Genomic DNA, 20,551 nt, shown 5'->3' with positions numbered 1-20,551 from the left:
GCTCCTGCGCCGCAAATGTTGTGATGTGGGGAGAATCAGCTGACGCCCAGTTCACGGAGCAGGAAGTCGGCTTCGCCCAGGTATTTCGCGATGAACAGCACGTAGCGAATATCCACGCCGATGGAACGGCTGTAGGTTTCGCTCCACTGATAATCGTTCACTGTCGCTTCATAAGCGCGGTCAAAATTGACGCCCACCAGTTCGCCACGGGCGTTGAGTACCGGACTCCCGGAGTTTCCTCCCGTCGTGTCCATGTTGTAAAGCATGCCGACCGGGACATCCTCAAGAACCTTATCTTCGAACGCCTTGTCGTAGGCACCCGTGTTGTAAAGCTCCACCAGTCGCTCGGGCGCATTGAAGGGCTCCTCACCGGTGTTCTTTTCCATCACGCCGGTCAGCGTCGTCTGCGGATAATAATACGTGGCATCGGCGGGTGCATAGCCGCGAATGTACCCGTAGGTGAGACGCAGGGTGAGGTTGGCATCGGGAATGAAATCTTTTTGCTGCCACGCCATCTTGGCGTCGATGAACTCCGCTTCCAGACGCTTGAGTTCGCCGTCGCGGGTTTTCCGGCGTTCGATGATGGTCCGGTTCATCAGCTGCAGCTGACGCGCGAACTGAATGAAGGGATCTTTCGATGATTTGATGGTATTGTCATCCCAGCTTGCCATGGCTTTCACACCTTCAGCAGTGGAAAGAGGACTCTCAGCGAAGCGGGCAAGCACGGCGTCGACAGCTTCCCTGCGCTTCATGTCGCCATCAGGCACGATGGCGGCCAGTTCCTTCGGCTGCTGACCGACGGGAAGGGTCGAGAAATCAAGAAGCAGCGTGGCGAGGAAATCCTTCTCCACATCCTGTGCCATCGAGGCGAACTGGCTGTCGATGGCCTCTTTGAGCCGCCCGCGCTTCGTATCGTCGAGATCACCCTTTTCAATGGCGGCCTCCACGGAAGCGAAAAGGCTCAGGTACGCGTTGCGTCCCAGCAGGGTGACGATGATTTCCTGCAGAGCGGTAGCATTGTAATCCTGGTACACCTGCGAAAGATCCTGCAGCACCGTGCCGTACTTGCTGCTGAGCGCGGCGTTCGCCGTGATGAAGGACTGCAGCTTCTCCTCTTCCGCCCGCCGCTTGGCGACCAGATCGAGTCGGCGCAGTCCCTGAAGCTTACCCTTGTAGTTCTTCGTTGCGTTCGCCAGTCCCTTGATCATGTTCGCAAACTCCAGCTGCAGCGCACGATTGTCACGGGAAGCATCCTCCATCGTTTCAATCATGTAGTCATATCGCGTACTGAGATACGGAAGTATGGTCTTCTCATACAGTGCGATATACTCGGAAACCTTGTGACGGTACGTGCGTCCGGGATACCCGAGGATAAAAACGAAATCGTCTTTGCTCACACCTTCCGGGGCAACCTTGATAAAACGTTTCGGCTCGAAGGGGACGTTGTCCTTGCTGTACGCGGCGGTGCTGCCGTCGGGCGCCACATAGGCGCGGAGGAAGGAGAAGTCGCCCGTATGCCGCGGCCAGATCCAGTTGTCGGTCTCGCCGCCGTAGTTCCCGACGCTGAGGGGCGGAACGTACACGAGACGCACATCCCTGATGATACGGTATGTGAAAAGCACATAGGTTTTCCCGGGAAACATCTCGGAGACTTCACAGGAAATGTTTTCGCGTCCATTTTCTGCATCCGTCGCGATCGTACGCATCTTCGCACGAATCGCATCACTGCGCTCGGCGGGAGTCATGAAGTCCTTCACCACGTTGAGAACCTCCGCGGAAACATCGCGATAGCCTTCCGTGATCCGGCAGACATAGCCTTCCGCAGGCAGCTCTTCCGCACGTGTACTGGCCGTGAAGCCTTCACGCAGGTAATCATGCTCAGGTGTACTGGCGTTGGTGACACCGCGGAAGGCGATGTGGTGATTCGTGAGAATCAGTCCGTCCGCGGAAACGAATTCCCCCGTGCCGCCGCCGACCTGGCAGATGGCATCGACGAGACTGACACCGTCAGGATTGTAGATCTCGGAAACGGGAATCTCCAGTCCTTTCGACTGCAAGTCGAGGCGGGAGATCTCACTGAGCGGATACATACCTTCATCCGCAGTCAGGGAAACGGTCAGGAACAAGGCGAGAGTGATACTGATTGCATGCAGCGTACGTCGTAGCATGTGTGCGAACCTCCGGTAAAGAAGCATGAACGTGGCGCGCGCGATGCGCGGAATGATAAAGATACGGAAAATAACAGGGGAGCGGAACTGCGGCATTTTAACGGGGGACGAGACTTTCGTATCATGCAGACATTGCACACGCAACATAATTCAGGAAGGAGGCTTCCATGCGCTTTCGAAACGCCAGACTCGCATGTGCTGGTGCATTCGCATGTGTCGCGCTGCTGTTGGTGACATCTCCGCCGCTCCGCGCACAGGTCGTGCGAGACACGACACTGCAAATGAGTGATGCCGTACAGCTTGATGCATTCTATGTCTATCCACTGCTACCTCCGCCAGCTGAGGGATATCCCGCCGTGCTGCTCGTCCATGGCTTCGCAGGATCGAAAGATCAGCTTCGCGCAACGGCAATCGGACTCGCGCTGCAGGGCTATGCGGTCACCGGGTACAGTGTGCGGGGACAGGGTGCGTCGGGTGGAGAGTTTGATTTCTTCACCAGTGGTCGCATTCTTGGCGATCTCCGTGAACTGATCGCCTTCACCAAAAACCTGCCGAATGTGCGCAGCGAACGCGTCGCCGTCATGGGTGGGTCGCAGGGGGGATTACACGCGTGGAACGCCGCAGCGTACGATATGGGCGTTCGAGCCGTCGCCTCTTTCATCGCGAATGGACGCTGCGAGGAAAACTGGCTCGGTGCGAATGCAATGAACTGGGCATTTGCCGCTGCCTGGCTGTCGACCGCCGTACGTTTCGATACGTCCGTCCAGGACTCCATCAACCACGCCCGCGAAAGCGGAGACTTCAGCTTCCTGGAGCCCTTCCTGCACACTCACTCCACCAAACAACGTGAACAATCCGTCACCACTCCCGTCGCAATGTTCATCAGCTATTATGACGAGTTCTTCGATCAGAACGCCGGGCTGCGCCAGTTCGCGAATATCTCCGCACCCAAACGCATCGTGCTGTATCCCGCGGCACACGAACTGCCCACGCAGCCGGAGCAGCAGGCGTATGTCAATGACGTGCTCAATCGCTGGCTCGCATACTGGCTCAAGGATGAGCAGCAATTCGCCGGGGTGGCATCCCCTGACAGCGCGGTGACATTCATCGATGCGTCGACAGGTACGCATCGCGTCTATGCTGCCAACGAGGAGGATCACTGGCTCGGCAACGGCAGCATGCTTCCCGAAAGCATGTATCCCGTGCGATTTTATTTCACGCGGCGTGGACTCCACTACGAACCCGATCGCAGCGAAAACAACCAGAATTTCACCTACGTCAACCTGCTGGGCTCAACCACGCAGACATATCGTCAAGCGTTTGAGCTCAACAGGGAGCTTCCTTTTCGCATCAGCACGCGACCGGGGAAATGGGTCGTCCGTGGCGGCGGTACCGGTGCGCAGATACAGTTCAACCTTTTGCTCTACGATGTCGATACGGTCAACAATACACGCAGATCCATCACGCGCTCCCACGTGCAGCTGCCCGGCACGGCCGACACCACCGTTGAGGTTGAACTGAATACCGTCATGCACACGCTGCGAGCTGGGCACCTGATTGAGGCGCGCGTGAGTGCGGGTATCGCTCTCCTCCCCGATCAGCAGAATAACTTCGGCAACTATGTCGTGGGTCCCGTATCGAATTCCATCACCCGGTTTTCCACGGGAGGAGACGAGCCCTGGTCATACTTCGAACTCTATTTCGATTATGAAATCCCTACTTCCGTCACGGCGCAGCCTGTCGCCGATCATGCGCATATCGCGGCGAGCTGGCCGCAGCCTGTGCGCACGGCGGGACATATTCGCTACGTGACAGCACACAACGGGAATTGCCGCCTTTCGATATATGACAGCCGCGGACGTGAAGTGCGCGTATTGCAGGACGGTCCGCTGCAGGCGGGAATGCATGACGCCGCTTTCTCTTCCGGGGCACTTCCGACGGGCATGTATTTCGCCGTGCTGCGCAGCGGCGGACATGTGGACAGGGTGAAGCTGCTTCTGCTTCGCTGATCTGCAAAGACATGTGAAAGGAAAACGGCCCGTGCAGTGTGACACTGCACGGGCCGTTCCATGAGAAGCGAATCGCAGCGTGATCAGTTCACAAACTGCTTCGCATAGTATTGTGCCGTAAGCTTTTCGCCCGTGGCCTTTTCAATCATGTCATTCCAGTGCATGGTCGCACCCGGCTTGAACACCTTCTCGACGAGAAACTGTCCCACGGCGGGATTGTTTGCATAGACCTCACGCGAGATATCGGCATCGCCTACGATGTCGCGGCAGATCTTTGCATGTAGCTGGGAAGCGAGAAGTTCGCCCATGAGGTAGTTGTGGTAATAGGCTGGATAGAGTGCGACATGAATCTTCGTCGCCCAGTCCGGCGCATTGCGTCCCTCGGGCTTGTGCAGCATCTGGTAGCGTTCGACGAGCTCCCACCACAGCGCGTTCAGATCCTGGTCCGGGTTTTCGTACATGGACTTCTCGAAACGATACATCACCTGTGCCCAGCGGCTGAACACCAGCTGCTCGAGGCGCAGCGACGCGGTCATATCTGATGCGACGGCTTCGACATCCTCAGCGGGAACACCGGCGACCTCGACAAGCCAGGTCGGATTGCTGGCCAGGCGGCCGAACATCATGGCGATGGCTTCGGTGGTAAACGTATGCGCGGGCTCGCGCAGCACCCAGGGCACGGAGCGATCGTTGAACTTGTCATACACCGCATGTCCGTACTCATGCAGCGTGGTGTTCATCCAGTTGTAGTTCGGTTTGATATTGCATACCACGCGCACATCACCCTCACGGTCGATGTCGGTGCAGTACGCATGCTGGTATTTCCCTTCCTTTTCATACAGATCGCTTTTTGCGACCAGGTCGTCAATCGGAAGCTGCAGTCCCGCATAGTACGACTCCGCCAGCGCGACGATGTCCTTGTCCTTGTAAAAGACATCGAGATCAGTGTCGTACACTTTCGGTGCTTCCTGGAAAAAGCGGTTCTGGTAATGCCAGGGCATGAGATCCTCCGCCGCGATACCATAGCGGGCCGCGAGCTTCTCGTCCATGTCTGCCTTCAACTCCGCAAAAGTGCCGCGCGTCAACTCGTCGAGTTCGTCAAACAGCAGAGCGATTTCCTCGGGATCCTGCTCGCTGAGTTCGAGCTGCATCGCATGATAGTTGTCAAACCCCATTTCGCGGGCCGCCTCATTACGCATTTTCACAAGGCGCAGGACGTCGTCGGCAACCACCGGACCGATTTCCTTGCTTGCGCGCCAGGCCGCTTCGAGTTCCGCGTTGTCGGTGGACGTGCTCAGCAGTTCTTCAATCTCGTTGTCGGTATACTGCTTTCCATTGACCGTGGCGCGGAAGGTGGAAAATTTCTTTTCGTTTTCCGTCTGCAGGCGGATCATTGCTTCCAGTTTCGCTTCGTCGATCTGCTTGCCGAGATAGGCGTGATACAGCACTTCAAGCTGCCGTGCGAGCAGGGGATCCTGCACGGCGCGGGAATCCCGTATGCGTTTGAGCGTCGCAAAATCCTCCTTGTTGGCGAACACCTTGCTGTACTCCAGCTCCAGATCCGCGGCCTTTTTATAGTCTTCCTCATTCCCCGATATCGTGGCGTCGAAATACGAAATGCCCGCTTCCTTGCTGAGCGGCTTCACTTCCGATTCAAACTTTGCGATAAATGTTTTGAGTTCCGTTTCCATCTTGTCCTTTTCTGATGTTCCGCAGGCTGTCATCAAACCCGCAAGCAGGATGACACTGACAATACCACGCAAACGATGCATGAAACCTCCATGATGAGCGTAGGCAAATATGTAGAAAGGAAAAATACACAGCAGCGTCCGGAATTCCGATCTTCCGGAACTGCTGTGAATAAGGAGGGAAAAGGCGGCAGCCTATTGCTGCATTATCCTCAGGGGAAATCCATTCGATGATCGACACACCACGCACCGACAGGAGCCTGGCGCTCCTGCTTGCTGTAGAAATCGTGCCACCATTTCGCAGCCTGCCAGATCGCTTCGGGACAGCTGGCGCGGCTTTCGAGTCCGGGAGTCAGATCAAATCCCACGGCACCGAACAGCACTTCGAGCATGGCGGCGGAAGGAATGCCGTGGTTTTCGAGCAGAGGATTCCCCTGCGTCCCGACGCCCCAGGCCCAGCTCAGCCAGCGCAGCATCAGTTCTACCGTATCGAGCACGGCGCGCTGCATCTGGTAGCGTTTCATGGCAGCACGGATCTCCCTGCGCGCGACCGGAATTTCGAGCAGCGCGATATTCGGCCAGGCGTCGGCCGAAGCATACTGTTTGAGACTTCCCTGCTGCAACCCGTTTGTGGGCGGAGGAAAACCGAATCCCCCGGGCGGCTCGAGACTGATCTCATGAACCTTCGTTGCGCCGATGGACTTCCCCGCTTCATCCAGGAGCATGCAGTGCGACCAGTGGCTCGGTTCAAGCGTATGCCTGAGCTGTGCCTGTGCAGTGCGCAACCGGAAGGAGACAGGTCCGCGTCCGCCGACGAGGAGTATCGGCACCCCGTCTCCTTCCGTTCTGTTGCGCTGAATCCACTGAAGATTGTTTTCGCCACGCTTCCGTTTCGCTTCCTTGAATCCAGGACTGGGACGGGCGGCGGTTGATGTCAGTATATGAAGCATGATGCTTTCCTCTGCGTGTCTGCGATTTTGTGCAATTGTCCTTGTTCCACGTGCAATTATCTTCGGACCAGTTGTATGACCGGCAGCCTTCGCGGCTGATTCTGCTCCGAATCGTCACTCAACGGCCAGTAACTGGGTTTTACCTTGATGCCTCCCGCGAAGCGCTTGCATTGAAGCAGGACGACATGATTGCCCCTGTGTCCATAGAGCGGCCTGTTCCGGAAGCGTTTTGAAAGCGCATCCTGAGCGAAATACTCAGGTGGCGACGCGGGATCGGAATGCCGCGGCCAGGGAGGCGGATCGGAAAAGAGTCCGACGAAAAACGCTTTCACGGCACTGAACTGATCCGATCCCACAGTCGTCACGAGTGACGACGGGGAGGAGATGATTTCATAAAAGCTCTTCTGCTGCGTGCGCGCATCGACGCTTTCCAGTATGCGACCCCAGTGCACATCGCCGGTAAGGCAGAGGGTGGGGATGCCCGCATCCGCGAAGCGGCGAAGCTGCCGCGCAATGCGGTCGTAGTCGCCGTAGTTCGGCAGTTCATAATCGCCGACCTTCCCTGCGATGCTGCCGGCTGCCTCGGTGAACATCGACTGTCCGCTGACGAAGGCGGGATACCAGCCGTTTTGAATCACCTCGGTCACCCACTGTTCAAATCGCTGATGCGCCCCTTCGGTCATGAGGAAGGCACGGTCCGGATCGCGAAGGCTCCGCAGATCGGCGACAAAAATCGACAACGGTTCAATCGTGTAGATTTGCGGTTCCCCGCTGGCGGCAGGGTAGCCGAGCTGGAATCCTTCGTATGCCGTCATCGCGGCGCTGCGCCAGCGCGCCCTTCCGCCCGCGGAATGGGAATTGCCGATGAACGGACTCACATGCGGATAGTTGTTCCAGAATTCATGGTCGTCAGGAATGGCCGCACTTGGTGCCGCATCGAGCACCTGGGCATAGCCCGGTGCCCCTTTCAAGTTCTTCACATAATCGCGTTCAAATTTTTCCGCGAGCCACGGAAGATCGTCGGGAAAATTCTGCAATGTCGGCAGGTCGAGGTAGACCTGGTCTCCCATCAGCAGGGAAAGATGCGGCCGCAGAGCTGAAGGGAGACGGGAAACGATTCTGCCTGCGAGTCCCGCACGATCCTCCTGCTGATGGAAACATGATACGAGCAGTATGTTGAAACTCTGTTCGAATTCGTCAGGCAGCCTTTCCGGCAGCGTACGAAAACGCATTTCCGCTCGTACCCCCCTCCCGCTGACGGTGATGTGATGGGGCGAAGCTGCATGCAGCGCGTCGAACTCATAGACTCCCGTCCATGTGCGCGTGGGATTGGATCCTGCGGCAAGCTGTTCCGGGGGACGCACACTCGCGACTTCGCGCAGCGCTGTGGGAGTGCGCCTGACACCGTTGATGGTAAAACGGAGTGCGGGACGCGAACGCGTCTCGAACACGCCGACCCAGAAGCGCAAACGATCCGGGGGCGCGGCACGGGGGTGGAGCACGATATGCATTACGTCCCTCTCATGAAAAGATCACACTTGATGCACAATGTGCCAACGCCATCACCGTGGCCTGGCAATTCGCCTTGATATTGGTCGGGAAAACACTGGCATCAGCGACATACACATTGCTCATGCCATGCACGCGGAAGCCGCTGTCGACGACGCCCTGCCGCGGATCATCACTCATGACGTTTCCTCCCTGGGGATGCGCTGATCCGATCAGCAGATCATCCGCCTCCCTGATATCCTCATCGATCCTGGAAAGCTCCTGCAGCGAGTGAAAATCCATTCCCTTATATGTAGCCGGGATAACATTGAGCGCTCCGGCCGCGAAGAAAATGCTGCCGATGGTCTTGATCCCTTCACGCAGCCTGCCCACATCGCGCGGCGAAAACGTGAGATCGATCTGCACTTCGCCTTTCTTGTTGATGCCGATGCTGCCGTTGGGATCGGTGGCAACCATCACGCCTGCCTGTGCGTAGTGCGTGTACCTGAGCATCTTCCGGTGATGTTCCTCAAACCATCCGCTCATGCTCAGGGAAAACACGGCGGGCGGTGTGAAATAGGATTCGATCAGATAATCGGGATGCGCATGCGCCACACAGGTGAGACCGATTTTGTCATAGGAATGCAGTTCCTCCGGAGCTTCGGCAGAGACGAGTACGCCGCCCAGCGCATGGAAATTCTTCCCCGTTCTTCCCCGGGGATTGATGCCACTGCGCAGCAGCACTTCACTGGAACCGATCGCTCCTGCACAGACGATGATCTTTCCGGCCTTGATCTGCACACGGGCGGAGGGATCAAACGAGGTACCGACGCCGCGGAATTCCACCGCCTGTCCTTCTCCTGCAGCATGGACAATACGCACATTGCTGCAGCCATCAATAATGTCGACGCCACGCTGTTCCGCCCAGGGCAGGTAGGTGACAAGCATGGAAGTCTTCCGGTTGTAGCGGCAGCCGAAATTGCACCAGCCGCAACCCAGGCAGGCTTCGCGGTTATGACGCAGGTAGCCTGCACGGATATTCAATTCCCGACAGCCACGCAGAAAGAATTCCGATGCGTCGTTCGCGATGGCGGGATCGATATCCTGCACGTGCAATACATTCTCAATCTCTTGATAGGCTGCGAGCATTGAAGGAAGGTCAATATGCGCTTCCTTTTTGGCCCAGCGGGGAAGCAGTGTTTCGAGATCGGCTCGGAACCAGATGGCGTTATTGATGACCGTCGACCCACCAACTGCCTGACCCTGCGCGAACACGACATCGTTGTCACTGGTGGTCTGTAGTCCGCCGTTCTTGTATATGCGCGCCATCATGCGCAGGGAATCATGCTGGAAACTCTGCGGGTGCACACGAAAGCCGCGTTCGACGACGGCGATGCTGATGCCCGGATTGTTGCGTATGGTCTGATATGCCATGACGCTGCCTGAGGCACCGGACCCGATGATGACCACATCATATTCCTTTCTCATTGTGCACCTCCCTGCGGAAAGGGATCCGGGTACTGTGGCGGCGCCTGGTCGAGTTCCCTGAACCGGGGACGCTCCTCCACGGGGAGATATCCAACCTGTCGCATGCCTTCCGGACTGCTGTAGTAGCCGACGGAGGAGAGGAGTTTCAAGGTGCGGGCTGCATCCCTGGCACCATCACGGGTGAGCGCGATGAGTTTGAAGAGTCCTTTGGCATCGATAATGCGCTCGAGCACTTTTCGCCGGCGCTGCACGGAGAGATCCCGAAAGCGCCCGAATTGAAAGGCAAGCAGCAGCGGCATGTACCACGAATCGATCGCGTCGATGGCGAGCCGGATGGCTGACACCGCCGGCGCGTCCACGCTGGAGAGATACTCGTCCACCCTCTGCGCAGCCATCCGTGGAAGCACCGCATCCTGTCCTTTGGTCTCGATCATCGTATCGATGATGGCGATCAGTCCTTCAAAGTCATCGTGGTTGAAGAAGCGGGGCTGATACTCAGGCATGTCTGTATCTTCCTTTCCGGCGCGTGCGCCGCCTCAGTGTTGATCAAAACCCATGCGCGCGGTGAAGGCGGAGGAGAACGTCCCCTGCCCGTTCAGGCGCTGATACACCTCTCGCCACCTCTCCAGGTTGCTTCCGTACATGTCGCGCAGATCCTTCGCCTGCATGTGGTTGAGCTGGCCCCAGTGGGGACGCACATCGACCTGCCTGAGCGCTTCTTCGATCGCCGCCATGATGCGTACGGTATTTTTCACGCCTTTGAGTCCAATGACTTCCAGCATACAGGTATCACGTCTGTTCTGCGGCGACAGAAGGGCGTCGGTCGCGTGGACAAAGCGCACGGCCAGGGGCACGGTCAGATATAGATGTTCCTCTCGCCCGAGCTTCTCCGCGGTTTCAAAAAGAATCTCAATGGCACGGATATACATGTCGCGTTCCACTGGCACGGCGAACTCCGAAGAGAGTACGGGAATATCGTTCGCCTCACCGATATGGAAGACCCGGTAACTCTTCTCCGTATAATCATCGTCCTCGAGCGCCCCGATTGCGGAATTGAGCGTGTTCTTGATTTTCGAGGGCCAGAGCCAGGCCAGCAGTTTGCTGAACCAGGCGGAGACATCGAGCACCGCCTTGTACTTCACGTAGATGCTGCGCGATCTGTCCCCTGGTTTTTCCGTTTCAACGCGATGCGTGATCAGGCAGCGATGCTCCCCATCGACCACATAGGGATTGAGCAGCAGCTCATAGTGGTCTTTCTTGTGATAGATGCCGCCGTTTTTCAAATCCTCCTTGACGGCGCGCCATGTGGTCAGCGTCCGGGTCTCACGCAGAAGGAACGCGCTGCGCACTTTGAGCACCACGGCATAGATAACGCCCAGGCAGCCCATGCCGACGAGCGAAGCGTTGAACCACTGATCATCCTGCACCAGTTCGAATTTCTCCCTGTCGGGAAATGCGGCGCGGAACTGTTCGGGGTCCGTCAACGCCCTGCCCGATTCCACCGAGGGTTCGATGCGATAGCATTTCCCGTGATCGCCGACGACTTCCATCGACTGAATGAAATCACTGAGGGGACCGATCTGTATCCCGGATCCGTGCGTGGAAGTGGATGTCACACCACATACCGTCTGTCCGTCATACCCCCCCAGGTTGATCAGCGCGAGTCCTTTCCCGTCAAGCACATCGTTCAACTCTCGAATTGTGATGCCGGACTGTACGTACATCAGAAAATCAGGATTGATATGCGTGTGCTCACGCAGCTGATAGCTGTGAACGTCGAGTACGCGATTGAGTTTCTGGGGATAAACGAGATAATCTTCCGTTCTCGCGACATCGGACCATGAATGGCTCGACCCCACGGCGCGGACCCGGCGGTTGTCCTGTTCCGCGCGCAGAATGATCTCGGCAATGTCCTCCCTGCTCTCCGGCCAGAAACTCAGCATTGGAACGGATTGCTGATTGCCGGCAATGTTGCTCCATTGCTTCCTGCTTTCAATTTTCATGCTGGCTCTACGCACCTTTCTCTGTGGTGCAGTTGAAATGTGCCGCGGCCCGGTTTGCAGTGAATCGCAGAGCTCCAAAATGGACGAAACTGACGCGATGACCATCGAAAAAAAACGCGGTTTTCGTCCAGAAACTGCAAATACTGCTGTCCCTGGAAAGACAGAGGGCTTGGGACGCTTTGGGGCGACAGTCCTCAAAGCACTAACAATTATTCACTTAGGGTTGCGGGAAATTATAGCAAGATTTGAGCTTAATGTCAACAAATCGAACAGAGAAAGTTCAGGGTACGCAGAAATCCCTGTAACCTTCGAGTTTCTCAAGTGTTATATTTCTTGCACGCAGTTCATCAGCGCACATGCGAGTTCATCAGCGCACATGCGAATGAACGACTGATATTGAGAACATTGTTACCGTCGCCACATGTCCGGAAACATGTCACATACCATACCGGACGCCGAGCTTTTTTCCCGCCTTCAGAGCGGAAAGGAGGTAAGTGAGGCCGCATTCTCCGAGCTGTACGCCCGGTACTCGGGACGGGTGTATGCCTACTGCCTTCGTTTTCTCGGAAATCGTGACGAGGCTCAGGATGTGTATCAGGAAACGTTCATTCGCTTTTACGAATGTGCGAAGCAGGACAGGGAAATGACGAATGTGCCCGGTTTCCTGCTGAAAATTGCGAGGAATCTGTGTCTGAATACCCGCAGGAACAAAAAAAGGACGGTGGAATTCGAGGATTACCAATACCTCGTCGCCCCGAAGTCCGCGGAACAATCCGAATTCCTGCAGTTGATCACCACAGCGCTGGATATGATACCCGACGATTATCGCGAAGTATTCATCCTGCGGGAGTATGAAGGGCTCAGTTACGCGGAAATAGCAGAGGTGGTGGATTCTTCCCTTTCAAATGTGAAGGTTCGCATTTTCAGGGCAAAGCAGAAAATCCGGGATATCCTGGCACCTTACATCCGCGAATTCAGTGAAGACAGTGAATAAATACATGTTACGTTAGAGATTCGGTACAGAACGATGAATGCACATCAGGATTTTATGGACGAGCGCATGCTGCATGCTTTCCTCGACGGAGAGCTCGACGGCGCCCATGAGGAGGTGCTGTTCCGCAGGCTCTCGGAGAATGCCGACCTCCGCGGGGAAATGCAGGACAATCTCGCCATCCGCAAGGCGATACAGCACGACACGGAAGCGTTCACCCCGCCTGCGGTTGCGACATCCGCCGTCTTCGGCGCACTCGGCTTCAGTATTCCCTCCACGTCCAGCGCTGCCGCTGCGGCACCTGCTGCAAACAGCATGCTGCGCAGCATCTGGGTTTCGGGAGGGTCGGCGATGCTCGCCGTAACTGCTGCCGTGATGCTGTATATGCTCTTCCCGGCACCAGTTTCGCAGAACACCGAGCGTGTGATTTCCTCGCCCGCAACGGAACTGACCGTGCAGGAACTTCCTGCACTCAGTGATCTTGCCGTGAGCACACCCGTTGCAAGGACGGCCGCGCCGCCAGTGGCAGCGGTCCCCGTCAAGCCGCAGGCACTGCCCTCGGCACTGGCAGCACTCGCGAAGGCTGAAGGAAAGCTGAATCTGCGTCCGATCGACGGACTGAAGGATGTGAGCGGTGATCCGCATGCTCGTTCAGTCCCGCACGAGCAGGTGTTCTTCTATGATCTTCTGCCGACGCCGAGCGGACTCACCCTGCAGGCACGCAATGTCGCCCTGCGGTCGTATCCGGCCCCCGCGATCGTGTCGCAGTCGGAATCCTGGTTCCGCAATGTCAACCTCGGTGTGTTCTACGCACTGTCAGATCATCACAGCATTGGCGTGGAAACCGGCCAGGAGGCCTTTCCACAGCGCTTCAACGGAATACAGACGCAAGGAATCGAAGCGGGTAAAGACGTGGGGTACGAGCAAAATCCACTGGCGTACTGGGCGACGGCGGTATACCAGTTTAACGGAGATGCCCTGCTCCCCCACGTCTACCCCTTCGTACAACTTCAGGCCGGCGGCGCTTTCAATCTCGATCAGGGTGTAGGACTCGGTCCCCTCGGTCGCGCGGTAGCCGGACTCAAGCTCAAGCCCTTCGACCGCATCGCATTTGTGGTGGGCGCAGAAGGCAGCGTCCTTATGTACAAATTCCAGAATAACTGGTTCAGAACCGAAAAACTGGGTTTGACCTACGGTCTCTCATATGAGTTCTAAACGTTCTGCCATACTATCCTTTTTCCTGCCGGCGTTGACAATTCTTTTCATTGTCAGCGCCTGCGATTCTCCACTGGATATCGACACGCCGCGGAATCAGTATCAGGACAATATTGCGATTCTGCCCGGTGACTCCATCGGTACGGCAGTTTCGGTTGATATTCCGGTGGATACTACCAGCGGGACCTGGGTACCTTCGCATTTTTCCGCAGTGCTCGTACTAGACGCCAGCGGCAGCATTTCCGGGGCGATGAATCAGTACCTGCGGAAAGCCTCGGAGGCACTGCTCGATTCGCTCGACGGAAGCGTGGATGAAGGGGCCGTGGTGTATTTCAACAATGTCACCACGGTGCGCCAGCATATCACAACGGATGTCGATTCACTGCGCGCTGCGGTGAATGCGCTGCCGATGACGGGCGGCACCGCCATGTGGGACGGCATGTATTACGCCATGCTCGAGCTCACGGCACGCGCCACTCATGCGCGCAGAGCAATCATCATGATTACTGACAGTGACGACAATTCCAGCAGCCTCGGTACACCCGCGAACGTACTCGACTATGCGGAACGCAACGGCATCATGGTGTTTACCATCACCATGCGCCTGAAAAGTCACGAACATGTGCTGCGCAATATCACGGATATCACTGGCGGAAGACATTACGCACAACCCCTGCTGTCTTCCCTCAACGGCATATACCGTGAGATCGCGGCAATTCTCCGACGACCCTAATCACGCGGTAATACACTGCCAGGGACGACATCCCGAAAAGGAAACCGTCCCATCTACCTTTAACGAGGAGGTATCTCTATGAAATTCTTTGGGAGTATCATTGTATTTGCCGCAATGATCCTTACTACTTCAGCCTGGGGACAATCCACTGCACGTATCACGACGATACATGAAATTCAGGGGAACACCCAGGCACATCTGACGCTGTACATTACCTGCGACGGGGAAGTGCAGTACATGCTGAATCCATCAGACCTCACGATCACGGACAATGGAAAGCCCGTCGAGGAATTTTCCATCGTTGAAAGCTCCTCTCCCGCGGTGCGCAACAATTTTTCCGCGGCAATTGTGCTCGATGCCAGCGGCAGTATGTCGGGCGCAGGCAACGCCGGCGCCAAGGCCGCTGGCAAGGCCTTCGTGGCTTTCATGGACAGCGTGGTCGACGAAGCCTGCGTCATCTGGTTCAACCAGTCCATCAACATGGCGCAGCAGATGACGACGCTCACCCCGCTTCTGACAACTGCAGTTGACGGACTGCCAGCCGGTGGCGCTACCGCCGTCTGGGATGCAATGTATGCTGGCATCGATGAAATTTCGACCAACGGAGTCAATCCCAAGCAGGCTGTCGTCGTCATGACCGATGGTGCTGACAATGCGAGTGTTCGCAGCCCGGGCGATGTCATCGCCTACGCACAGCAGAAAAACATTCGTGTCTTTACCATCGGACTCGGCAGTGCGATCAACGGCTACGTCCTCGACACGATTGCGACACAGACCGGCGGGCTCTACTTCCAGACACCGAATGCATCCGAACTGCAGCAGATCTTTACGGAAGTTGCCAACTTCATGGGACGCGGATTCGACGAGCACACCGTCGCATTCAAGACCCCCGATCCCGATGCAACCATTCACACGCTGGAAGTGCGCGTACAGGCCTGCGCAGAGGAAGCGACGGCCAGTTTCAGTGAGCCTGCCCTGCAGGGCGTGACCGCGGTCAAGCCGGTCAGCGCCGCCGCGGCATCGCTTTCACTGGAGCAGAACATGCCGAACCCCTTCACGAGCGGAACGGCAACCAGCATTCCATTCACAATCAGCAGCAGCGCCCCGCAGCATGTCACCCTGGAAGTCTTCGACATTCTCGGCCGGCACATTGCCACGCTCGTAGACGGCTTCAGGGCGCAGGGTTCGTATAACGTCCGGTTCCAGGCCGAAGGTCTTGCCAGCGGCATGTACCTCTATCGCCTGAGCAGCGGCGACGTCGTCACATCCCGCATGATGCTGGTGCGCTGATAACAGCGAAGAATCGAGGGGCTGAAATGCAAAGAGGCTGTCCACGGGGACAGCCTCTTTGCGTTGAAATATGCAGAAACTGCATAATTAATGCTGGGAAAATATGCAGAAAGTGCATAAACAGTCGCTGAAGATTATGCAGAAACTGCATATTCTGCGATCGGTATATCTGCAGGGTGCCACCTGCCGTTGGGTAAGTTGCGTCAGCCCTGTGCGCGTGTCGCTTTTTCCATGGCGTCCATTGCGCGGCGCACGAAGTCCATCGGGTTCTGCAGATTATCCTCAATCAGCAGGGCGCCATCATAGATCTGCTCAACAGCCTCCTTCAGCTGCTGCGACTCATGATCCTGCGCATTGATACCCGCAAGATTCTTGATGAGCGGATGACGGAGGTTGACTTCGAGAATTTTCTTCGCTCCGCTGTAATCCTTGTTCATCATCTTCATCATACGTTCCATCTGCGCATCCATTCCCTGCTCGCCCACGACGAGTGTCGCGACACTGTCGACCAGGCGGCGCGATTCGATCACATCCTCCACGCGATCACCGAGAATTTCTTTCATGCGCGTCAGGATGTCTTTCGCCTCCTTGCCTTTAAGCGTATCCTCGACCTCTTCTTCCGTGCTCTTATCCGCAATATTGATGTCCGCCTTTTCGATGGAGACGATGGGCTTCCCGTCGAACTCCGGCAGAGAGGTCACCGTAAACAGATCGACCGGATCGGTGAGAAAGAGCACTTCAATGGCATTCTTGCGGAAATACTCGAGGTTCGGGTTTTTCTCGACCACATCACGTCCCTCGCCCGTGATGTAGTAGATCTCTTTCTGCTCTTCTCCCATATCGGAGACGTACTGCTTGAGCGATGTGTATTTCCCGCTCTCGGTCTTGCTGGTCTCGAAACGCAGCAATTCCACAATTCGATCCTTGTTGCCAAATTCCGTGGTGATGCCCAGCTTGAGATAATTGCCGAACTTCTGGAAAAAGGTGTTGTACTTGTCCGCGTCGGATTTGGTCCAGTCCTCAAGCATGCCGAGAACGCGGTTGGTGATGATCTCCCGCATCTTTGCGGTTACCGGACTCGATTGCGTGACTTCGCGGGAAACGTTGAGCGGAAGGTCTTCCGTGTCGACAACGCCTTTGACAAAGCGCAGATATTCGGGTACGAGATCCTTGCAGTCGTCCTGGATGAACACGCGGTTGACATACAGCTGCAGCGACTTTTCCTCACGCGGATCAAAATACCCGAAGGGCGGCTCCGACGGCATGAAAATGAGCGCCTTGAAGTTGACACGTCCCTCGATATGCAAGTGCAGGTGATCGAAAGGCTCACGAAAATCGTTCGCTACGAATTTGTAGAATTCGTCGAGTTCTTCCTTCGTAATGTCCTCTTTCTTCCTCTGCCAGAGCGCCGTGACGCTGTTGACCTTGTCATCTCCGACATAGATGGGGAAATCGACGAAATTTGAATATTTCTTGATGATGTCTTTCACCCGGTAGTCGCTGGCGAGCTCCTGGGCATCTTCCTTCAGCTTGAAGGAAATACGCGTCCCGCGATCCGCCTTTTCGATTTCCTCGATGGTAAACGTCCCGCTGCCCTGTGAGGTCCAGCGCCAGCCTTTTGCGTCTTCATCCGCATGACGCGTCTCTATCGTCACCTCATCGGTGACCATGAACACCGAGTAAAAGCCCACACCGAATTGCCCGATAAGTTCACTGCCATCGAGCTTCTGCTCGCCTTCCCTGACCTTCGAGAGAAAATCCAGTGTTCCTGAACTCGCGACCGTCCCGATGCGCTCGATCAAATCCTCTTTCGTCATGCCGATGCCGCTGTCCTCAATCGTCAGCGCATGCTCTTTCTCGTCGATCTCAATTTTTATGCGCAGTTCGGCATCAGGCTGATGTACAGCAGCGTTCTGCACCTGCAGGAAACGCACCTTGTTGAGCGCGTCCGAAGCGTTGGATACCAGCTCGCGAAGAAACACTTCCGGATGCTTGTACAGGGAGTGAATTATCAGGTGGAGAAGCTGTTTCATCTCCGCCTTGTACTCGAACTGCTCTGCCGCAGCATGTTTCTGATCAGACATGGATTCTTCTCCTGTTACTGTTGCGTACGATACATCTCTAAAATTAGCACGGAATCCCCATTTCATTCAACCTATGGATCTCTGCCCTGCCACGAGGCGCGAGCATGGAAAAAATTCACGTTCATGGAATTCTTGTCCGCACCGAAGTGTTTTCCTGTTATGTGATTCCGGTGATATATGATCGGATTCATCTTAATGCGGAACCGAACCGCAACATTCTTTATCATTTTTTGTGAGGAGAATATTTCGATGCTAACTGTAGGTGATAACTTTCCCGAGTACAAACTTCAGGCCACTGTGAGTCGCGAACCCGGACAGGAGTTCACGGAGATCACCAATGAGACGCATGCCGGCAAATGGCAGGTTGTGTTTTTCTGGCCGGAAGATTTCACCTTCGTATGTCCTACTGAAATCGCAGCGTTTGGCGAAGCCAATGCTGAGTTTGAACGCTTGAATACACAGGTTCTCGGCGGCAGCACGGACAGCCGCTGGGTACACCTCGCATGGCGCAACACGCATCCCGAGTTGAAGGAACTTCCGTTCCCGATGCTGGCAGATGTCAAACACGAGCTCACCTCTGCGCTCGGCATTCTCGACAAGACGGATGGTGTCGCCCTGCGCGCCACGTTCATCATCAACCCCGAGGGTGTGATCAAATGGGTCAACGTCAATGACCTGGGGACCGGCCGCAACGTGCAGGAGACACTTCGTGTTCTCGAGGCACTGCAGACCGGAAAGTTGACCCCCTGTAACTGGACCGCCGGTGAGCTCACTCTGAATTGATGAGCTGGCGCATGAGGTAAGAAATTTCAGAGAAGAGGCAAAAAGCCCCGCAATACTGCGGGGCTTTTTGTTTATCACAGCAGCTGCAACCTATTCTTCTTCGACCAGACCCTGCTTGAAACGCGATCCTTTCGTGATGGGGTCCTTGCTGTAGCCGAGGGCCTTCCAGTCGAGTCGCCGTTCCCCTTTCTTCCCATGACAACTCGTGCAGTGCAGGGCATTTTTTGCAGGGGCGACCATGTGGTTTATCGGCCAGTACATTTCCGTTTCGACGAAGGCGTAGGAACCGGTGTACGGGAGTCCGGCGCTTTCCATTCCCTTGCGGGAAGCGGAATCCCAGTCAAACGTCTTCCAGTATCCATCCTTGCCGAAGAGATGTGGAACGATGAGCGTTGCATTCCCGGTGTCATACGGCTGCTTGCCACGCATGACTTTGAACGGCGCGATGCGCGCATCGACTTCCTTGATACTGCCCGTAATATGATTTAACGCAACGGGATGCTTCGGATCGATGCGATCGCCCATGACATAGTATTCGGCGCCGCCATTGCTCCATACATATGTCGGCACAACGTTCTTCTTCCAGACGAACTCGCCCTTCTTCTTGTTATAGGTTTCGCGACCGAACTGTTCTTCCGAACCCTCGCGATCCTCTCCCGCCTTCGACCAGTCCCACCAGACTTTCGTCGGTTCCTCACGCGCGAACGTCGGCACATGACAGCTTTCACAGGCCAGGGTTTTGACGTGATCGTTGAGCAGCGATTTCTCATGCACCTCTGCGTCGTGGCAATCGGTGCAGGCAATGTGGTTGCTGTTTGTCGCCATCGAACTGTGTCCGGCCCCCGCAATATGATGCGCATCTGTTGTGTGACATTCGGTACAGCCGAAATCCATGCCGCCCATATGCACGTCGAGTTCCTCTGACGGTTCGTACATACTGTCGTCAAGATCCCCGTGTTTGACGCCGCTGCCGCCGCCGCCATCGAAGTGGCAGACGCCGCAGTTCCGGCGCGTCGGCAATCCCACGCTTTGCGCTACGGTCACCAGGTCCACATCCTCATCGGGCATACCGGCCGCCGTGGGAGTTTTTTTATACGTACCCGACTGATCGTGGCAGACGAGACAGTCGATATTGTTGGGATCATCGAAGTCGAAACTGGCGTCCTTCCAGCCGTACCCGATATGGCAGCTCGTGCAGCGCGGCCAGTTGGAAGGAATGGCGATACAGAAATTGTTGATGAAGCGCTGTTTCCCCAGCTGAATGACGCCATGCTCCCCGTCCTCGAACTCCGGACCAAGCCACGTCCAGTGCTCGGTTTCCATGACCTCCTCTCCTACATCCTCATGACAGGTCAGACATGTTTCCGTAATTTCCTGCGGAGAATCGAAGGGTCCCTCAATAAAATCGGCATGATCCTGGGCTGCGATGCTGCCGGCCCAGAAAAGGAGCAACAGCGCGATAGCGGTAATTCTCATGGACGTTCCTCTGTAGATGTGCTGACGATGGCGGAGGCTGCAGGGATGCGATACTTAAAGGTACTGTTTTGAACAGGTTGACCTCAAGCACGAAATAAGCCTTTGTTGTCCGCCATTTATGGGATGCGTCCCTGCCGCTGGAAGGTTCAGTGTAAAACGCAACAGGGCGTCCGAAAGACGCCCTG

Annotated in this window: 16 protein-coding genes; 7 read left to right on the top strand and 9 right to left on the bottom strand. The window is 56.1% G+C overall.

Going from position 1 to position 20,551, the window contains the following annotated elements:
• Positions 1 to 35 precede the first annotated feature (35 nt).
• Positions 36 to 2,168, bottom strand: coding sequence for a S46 family peptidase (locus KQI65_08340; GenBank protein MCB2204744.1), 2,133 nt, complete (start codon positions 2,166 to 2,168; stop codon positions 36 to 38).
• Between the two features lie 167 nt (positions 2,169 to 2,335).
• Here KQI65_08340 and KQI65_08335 point away from each other — a divergent pair, with 167 nt between their 5' ends.
• Positions 2,336 to 4,177, top strand: coding sequence for an alpha/beta fold hydrolase (locus KQI65_08335; protein ID MCB2204743.1), 1,842 nt, complete (start codon positions 2,336 to 2,338; stop codon positions 4,175 to 4,177).
• Positions 4,178 to 4,260: 83 nt separating this feature from the next.
• Here the strand turns inward: KQI65_08335 and KQI65_08330 are convergent, their stop codons facing one another.
• From KQI65_08330 to KQI65_08305, 6 genes are all read right to left on the bottom strand, one after another.
• Positions 4,261 to 5,949 (bottom strand): M2 family metallopeptidase, encoded by a 1,689-nt coding sequence (locus KQI65_08330; GenBank protein MCB2204742.1) that lies wholly within the window; start codon positions 5,947 to 5,949, stop codon positions 4,261 to 4,263.
• Between the two features lie 128 nt (positions 5,950 to 6,077).
• Entirely contained in the window at positions 6,078 to 6,815 is a 738-nt protein-coding gene (locus KQI65_08325) for a hypothetical protein (GenBank protein ID MCB2204741.1), read from the bottom strand.
• A 56-nt stretch (positions 6,816 to 6,871) separates the two neighbouring features.
• On the bottom strand, positions 6,872 to 8,326 hold the full coding sequence (locus KQI65_08320) for a hypothetical protein (protein MCB2204740.1): 1,455 nt from the start codon (positions 8,324 to 8,326) through the stop codon (positions 6,872 to 6,874).
• Positions 8,327 to 8,336: 10 nt separating this feature from the next.
• On the bottom strand, positions 8,337 to 9,791 hold the full coding sequence (locus tag KQI65_08315; GenBank protein ID MCB2204739.1) for a GMC family oxidoreductase: 1,455 nt from the start codon (positions 9,789 to 9,791) through the stop codon (positions 8,337 to 8,339).
• Positions 9,788 to 10,294 (bottom strand): gluconate 2-dehydrogenase subunit 3 family protein, encoded by a 507-nt coding sequence (locus tag KQI65_08310; GenBank protein MCB2204738.1) that lies wholly within the window; start codon positions 10,292 to 10,294, stop codon positions 9,788 to 9,790. Before KQI65_08310 ends, KQI65_08315 begins: the two co-directional genes overlap by 4 nt.
• Positions 10,295 to 10,327: 33 nt before the next feature.
• Positions 10,328 to 11,794, bottom strand: coding sequence for an FAD-binding protein (locus tag KQI65_08305; GenBank protein MCB2204737.1), 1,467 nt, complete (start codon positions 11,792 to 11,794; stop codon positions 10,328 to 10,330).
• 79 nt (positions 11,795 to 11,873) lie between these two features.
• Between KQI65_08305 and KQI65_08300 the strand changes: the two genes are divergently transcribed.
• From KQI65_08300 to KQI65_08280, 5 genes are all read left to right on the top strand, one after another.
• Positions 11,874 to 12,188 carry a hypothetical protein gene (locus tag KQI65_08300; GenBank protein MCB2204736.1) on the top strand — a complete coding sequence of 105 codons (315 nt, stop codon included), beginning with the start codon at positions 11,874 to 11,876 and terminating at the stop codon, positions 12,186 to 12,188.
• A gap of 39 nt (positions 12,189 to 12,227) precedes the next feature.
• A complete protein-coding gene (locus KQI65_08295; GenBank protein ID MCB2204735.1) occupies positions 12,228 to 12,788 on the top strand; it encodes an RNA polymerase sigma factor in 561 nt (186 codons plus the stop codon).
• 66 nt (positions 12,789 to 12,854) lie between these two features.
• Positions 12,855 to 14,000, top strand: a complete 1,146-nt coding sequence (locus KQI65_08290) for a hypothetical protein (GenBank protein ID MCB2204734.1) — start codon at positions 12,855 to 12,857, stop codon at positions 13,998 to 14,000.
• The gene (locus KQI65_08285; protein ID MCB2204733.1) at positions 13,990 to 14,733 is read left to right on the top strand and encodes a VWA domain-containing protein; all 744 of its coding nucleotides are present in this window, start codon (positions 13,990 to 13,992) and stop codon (positions 14,731 to 14,733) included. Before KQI65_08290 ends, KQI65_08285 begins: the two co-directional genes overlap by 11 nt.
• A gap of 78 nt (positions 14,734 to 14,811) precedes the next feature.
• Positions 14,812 to 16,023: a VWA domain-containing protein gene (locus KQI65_08280; GenBank protein ID MCB2204732.1), complete on the top strand. Its 1,212-nt coding sequence runs from the start codon at positions 14,812 to 14,814 to the stop codon at positions 16,021 to 16,023.
• Positions 16,024 to 16,226: 203 nt separating this feature from the next.
• Here KQI65_08280 and htpG read toward each other — a convergent pair whose 3' ends face one another.
• The gene (gene htpG / locus KQI65_08275) at positions 16,227 to 18,107 is read right to left on the bottom strand and encodes a molecular chaperone HtpG (GenBank protein ID MCB2204731.1); all 1,881 of its coding nucleotides are present in this window, start codon (positions 18,105 to 18,107) and stop codon (positions 16,227 to 16,229) included.
• Between the two features lie 249 nt (positions 18,108 to 18,356).
• Here htpG and KQI65_08270 point away from each other — a divergent pair, with 249 nt between their 5' ends.
• Positions 18,357 to 18,890, top strand: coding sequence for a peroxiredoxin (locus KQI65_08270; GenBank protein ID MCB2204730.1), 534 nt, complete (start codon positions 18,357 to 18,359; stop codon positions 18,888 to 18,890).
• 90 nt (positions 18,891 to 18,980) lie between these two features.
• Here the strand turns inward: KQI65_08270 and KQI65_08265 are convergent, their stop codons facing one another.
• The gene (locus KQI65_08265) at positions 18,981 to 20,366 is read right to left on the bottom strand and encodes a tetrathionate reductase family octaheme c-type cytochrome (protein MCB2204729.1); all 1,386 of its coding nucleotides are present in this window, start codon (positions 20,364 to 20,366) and stop codon (positions 18,981 to 18,983) included.
• Between the last annotated feature and the right edge of the window lie 185 nt (positions 20,367 to 20,551).

The sequence above is a fragment of the bacterium genome (genome assembly GCA_020444325.1).
Lineage (GTDB): Bacteria > Bacteroidota > Ignavibacteria > SZUA-365 > SZUA-365 > BM516.
Note: the sequence above shows the minus strand (reverse complement) of the source record. Positions and strands in the feature narration are given on the sequence as shown.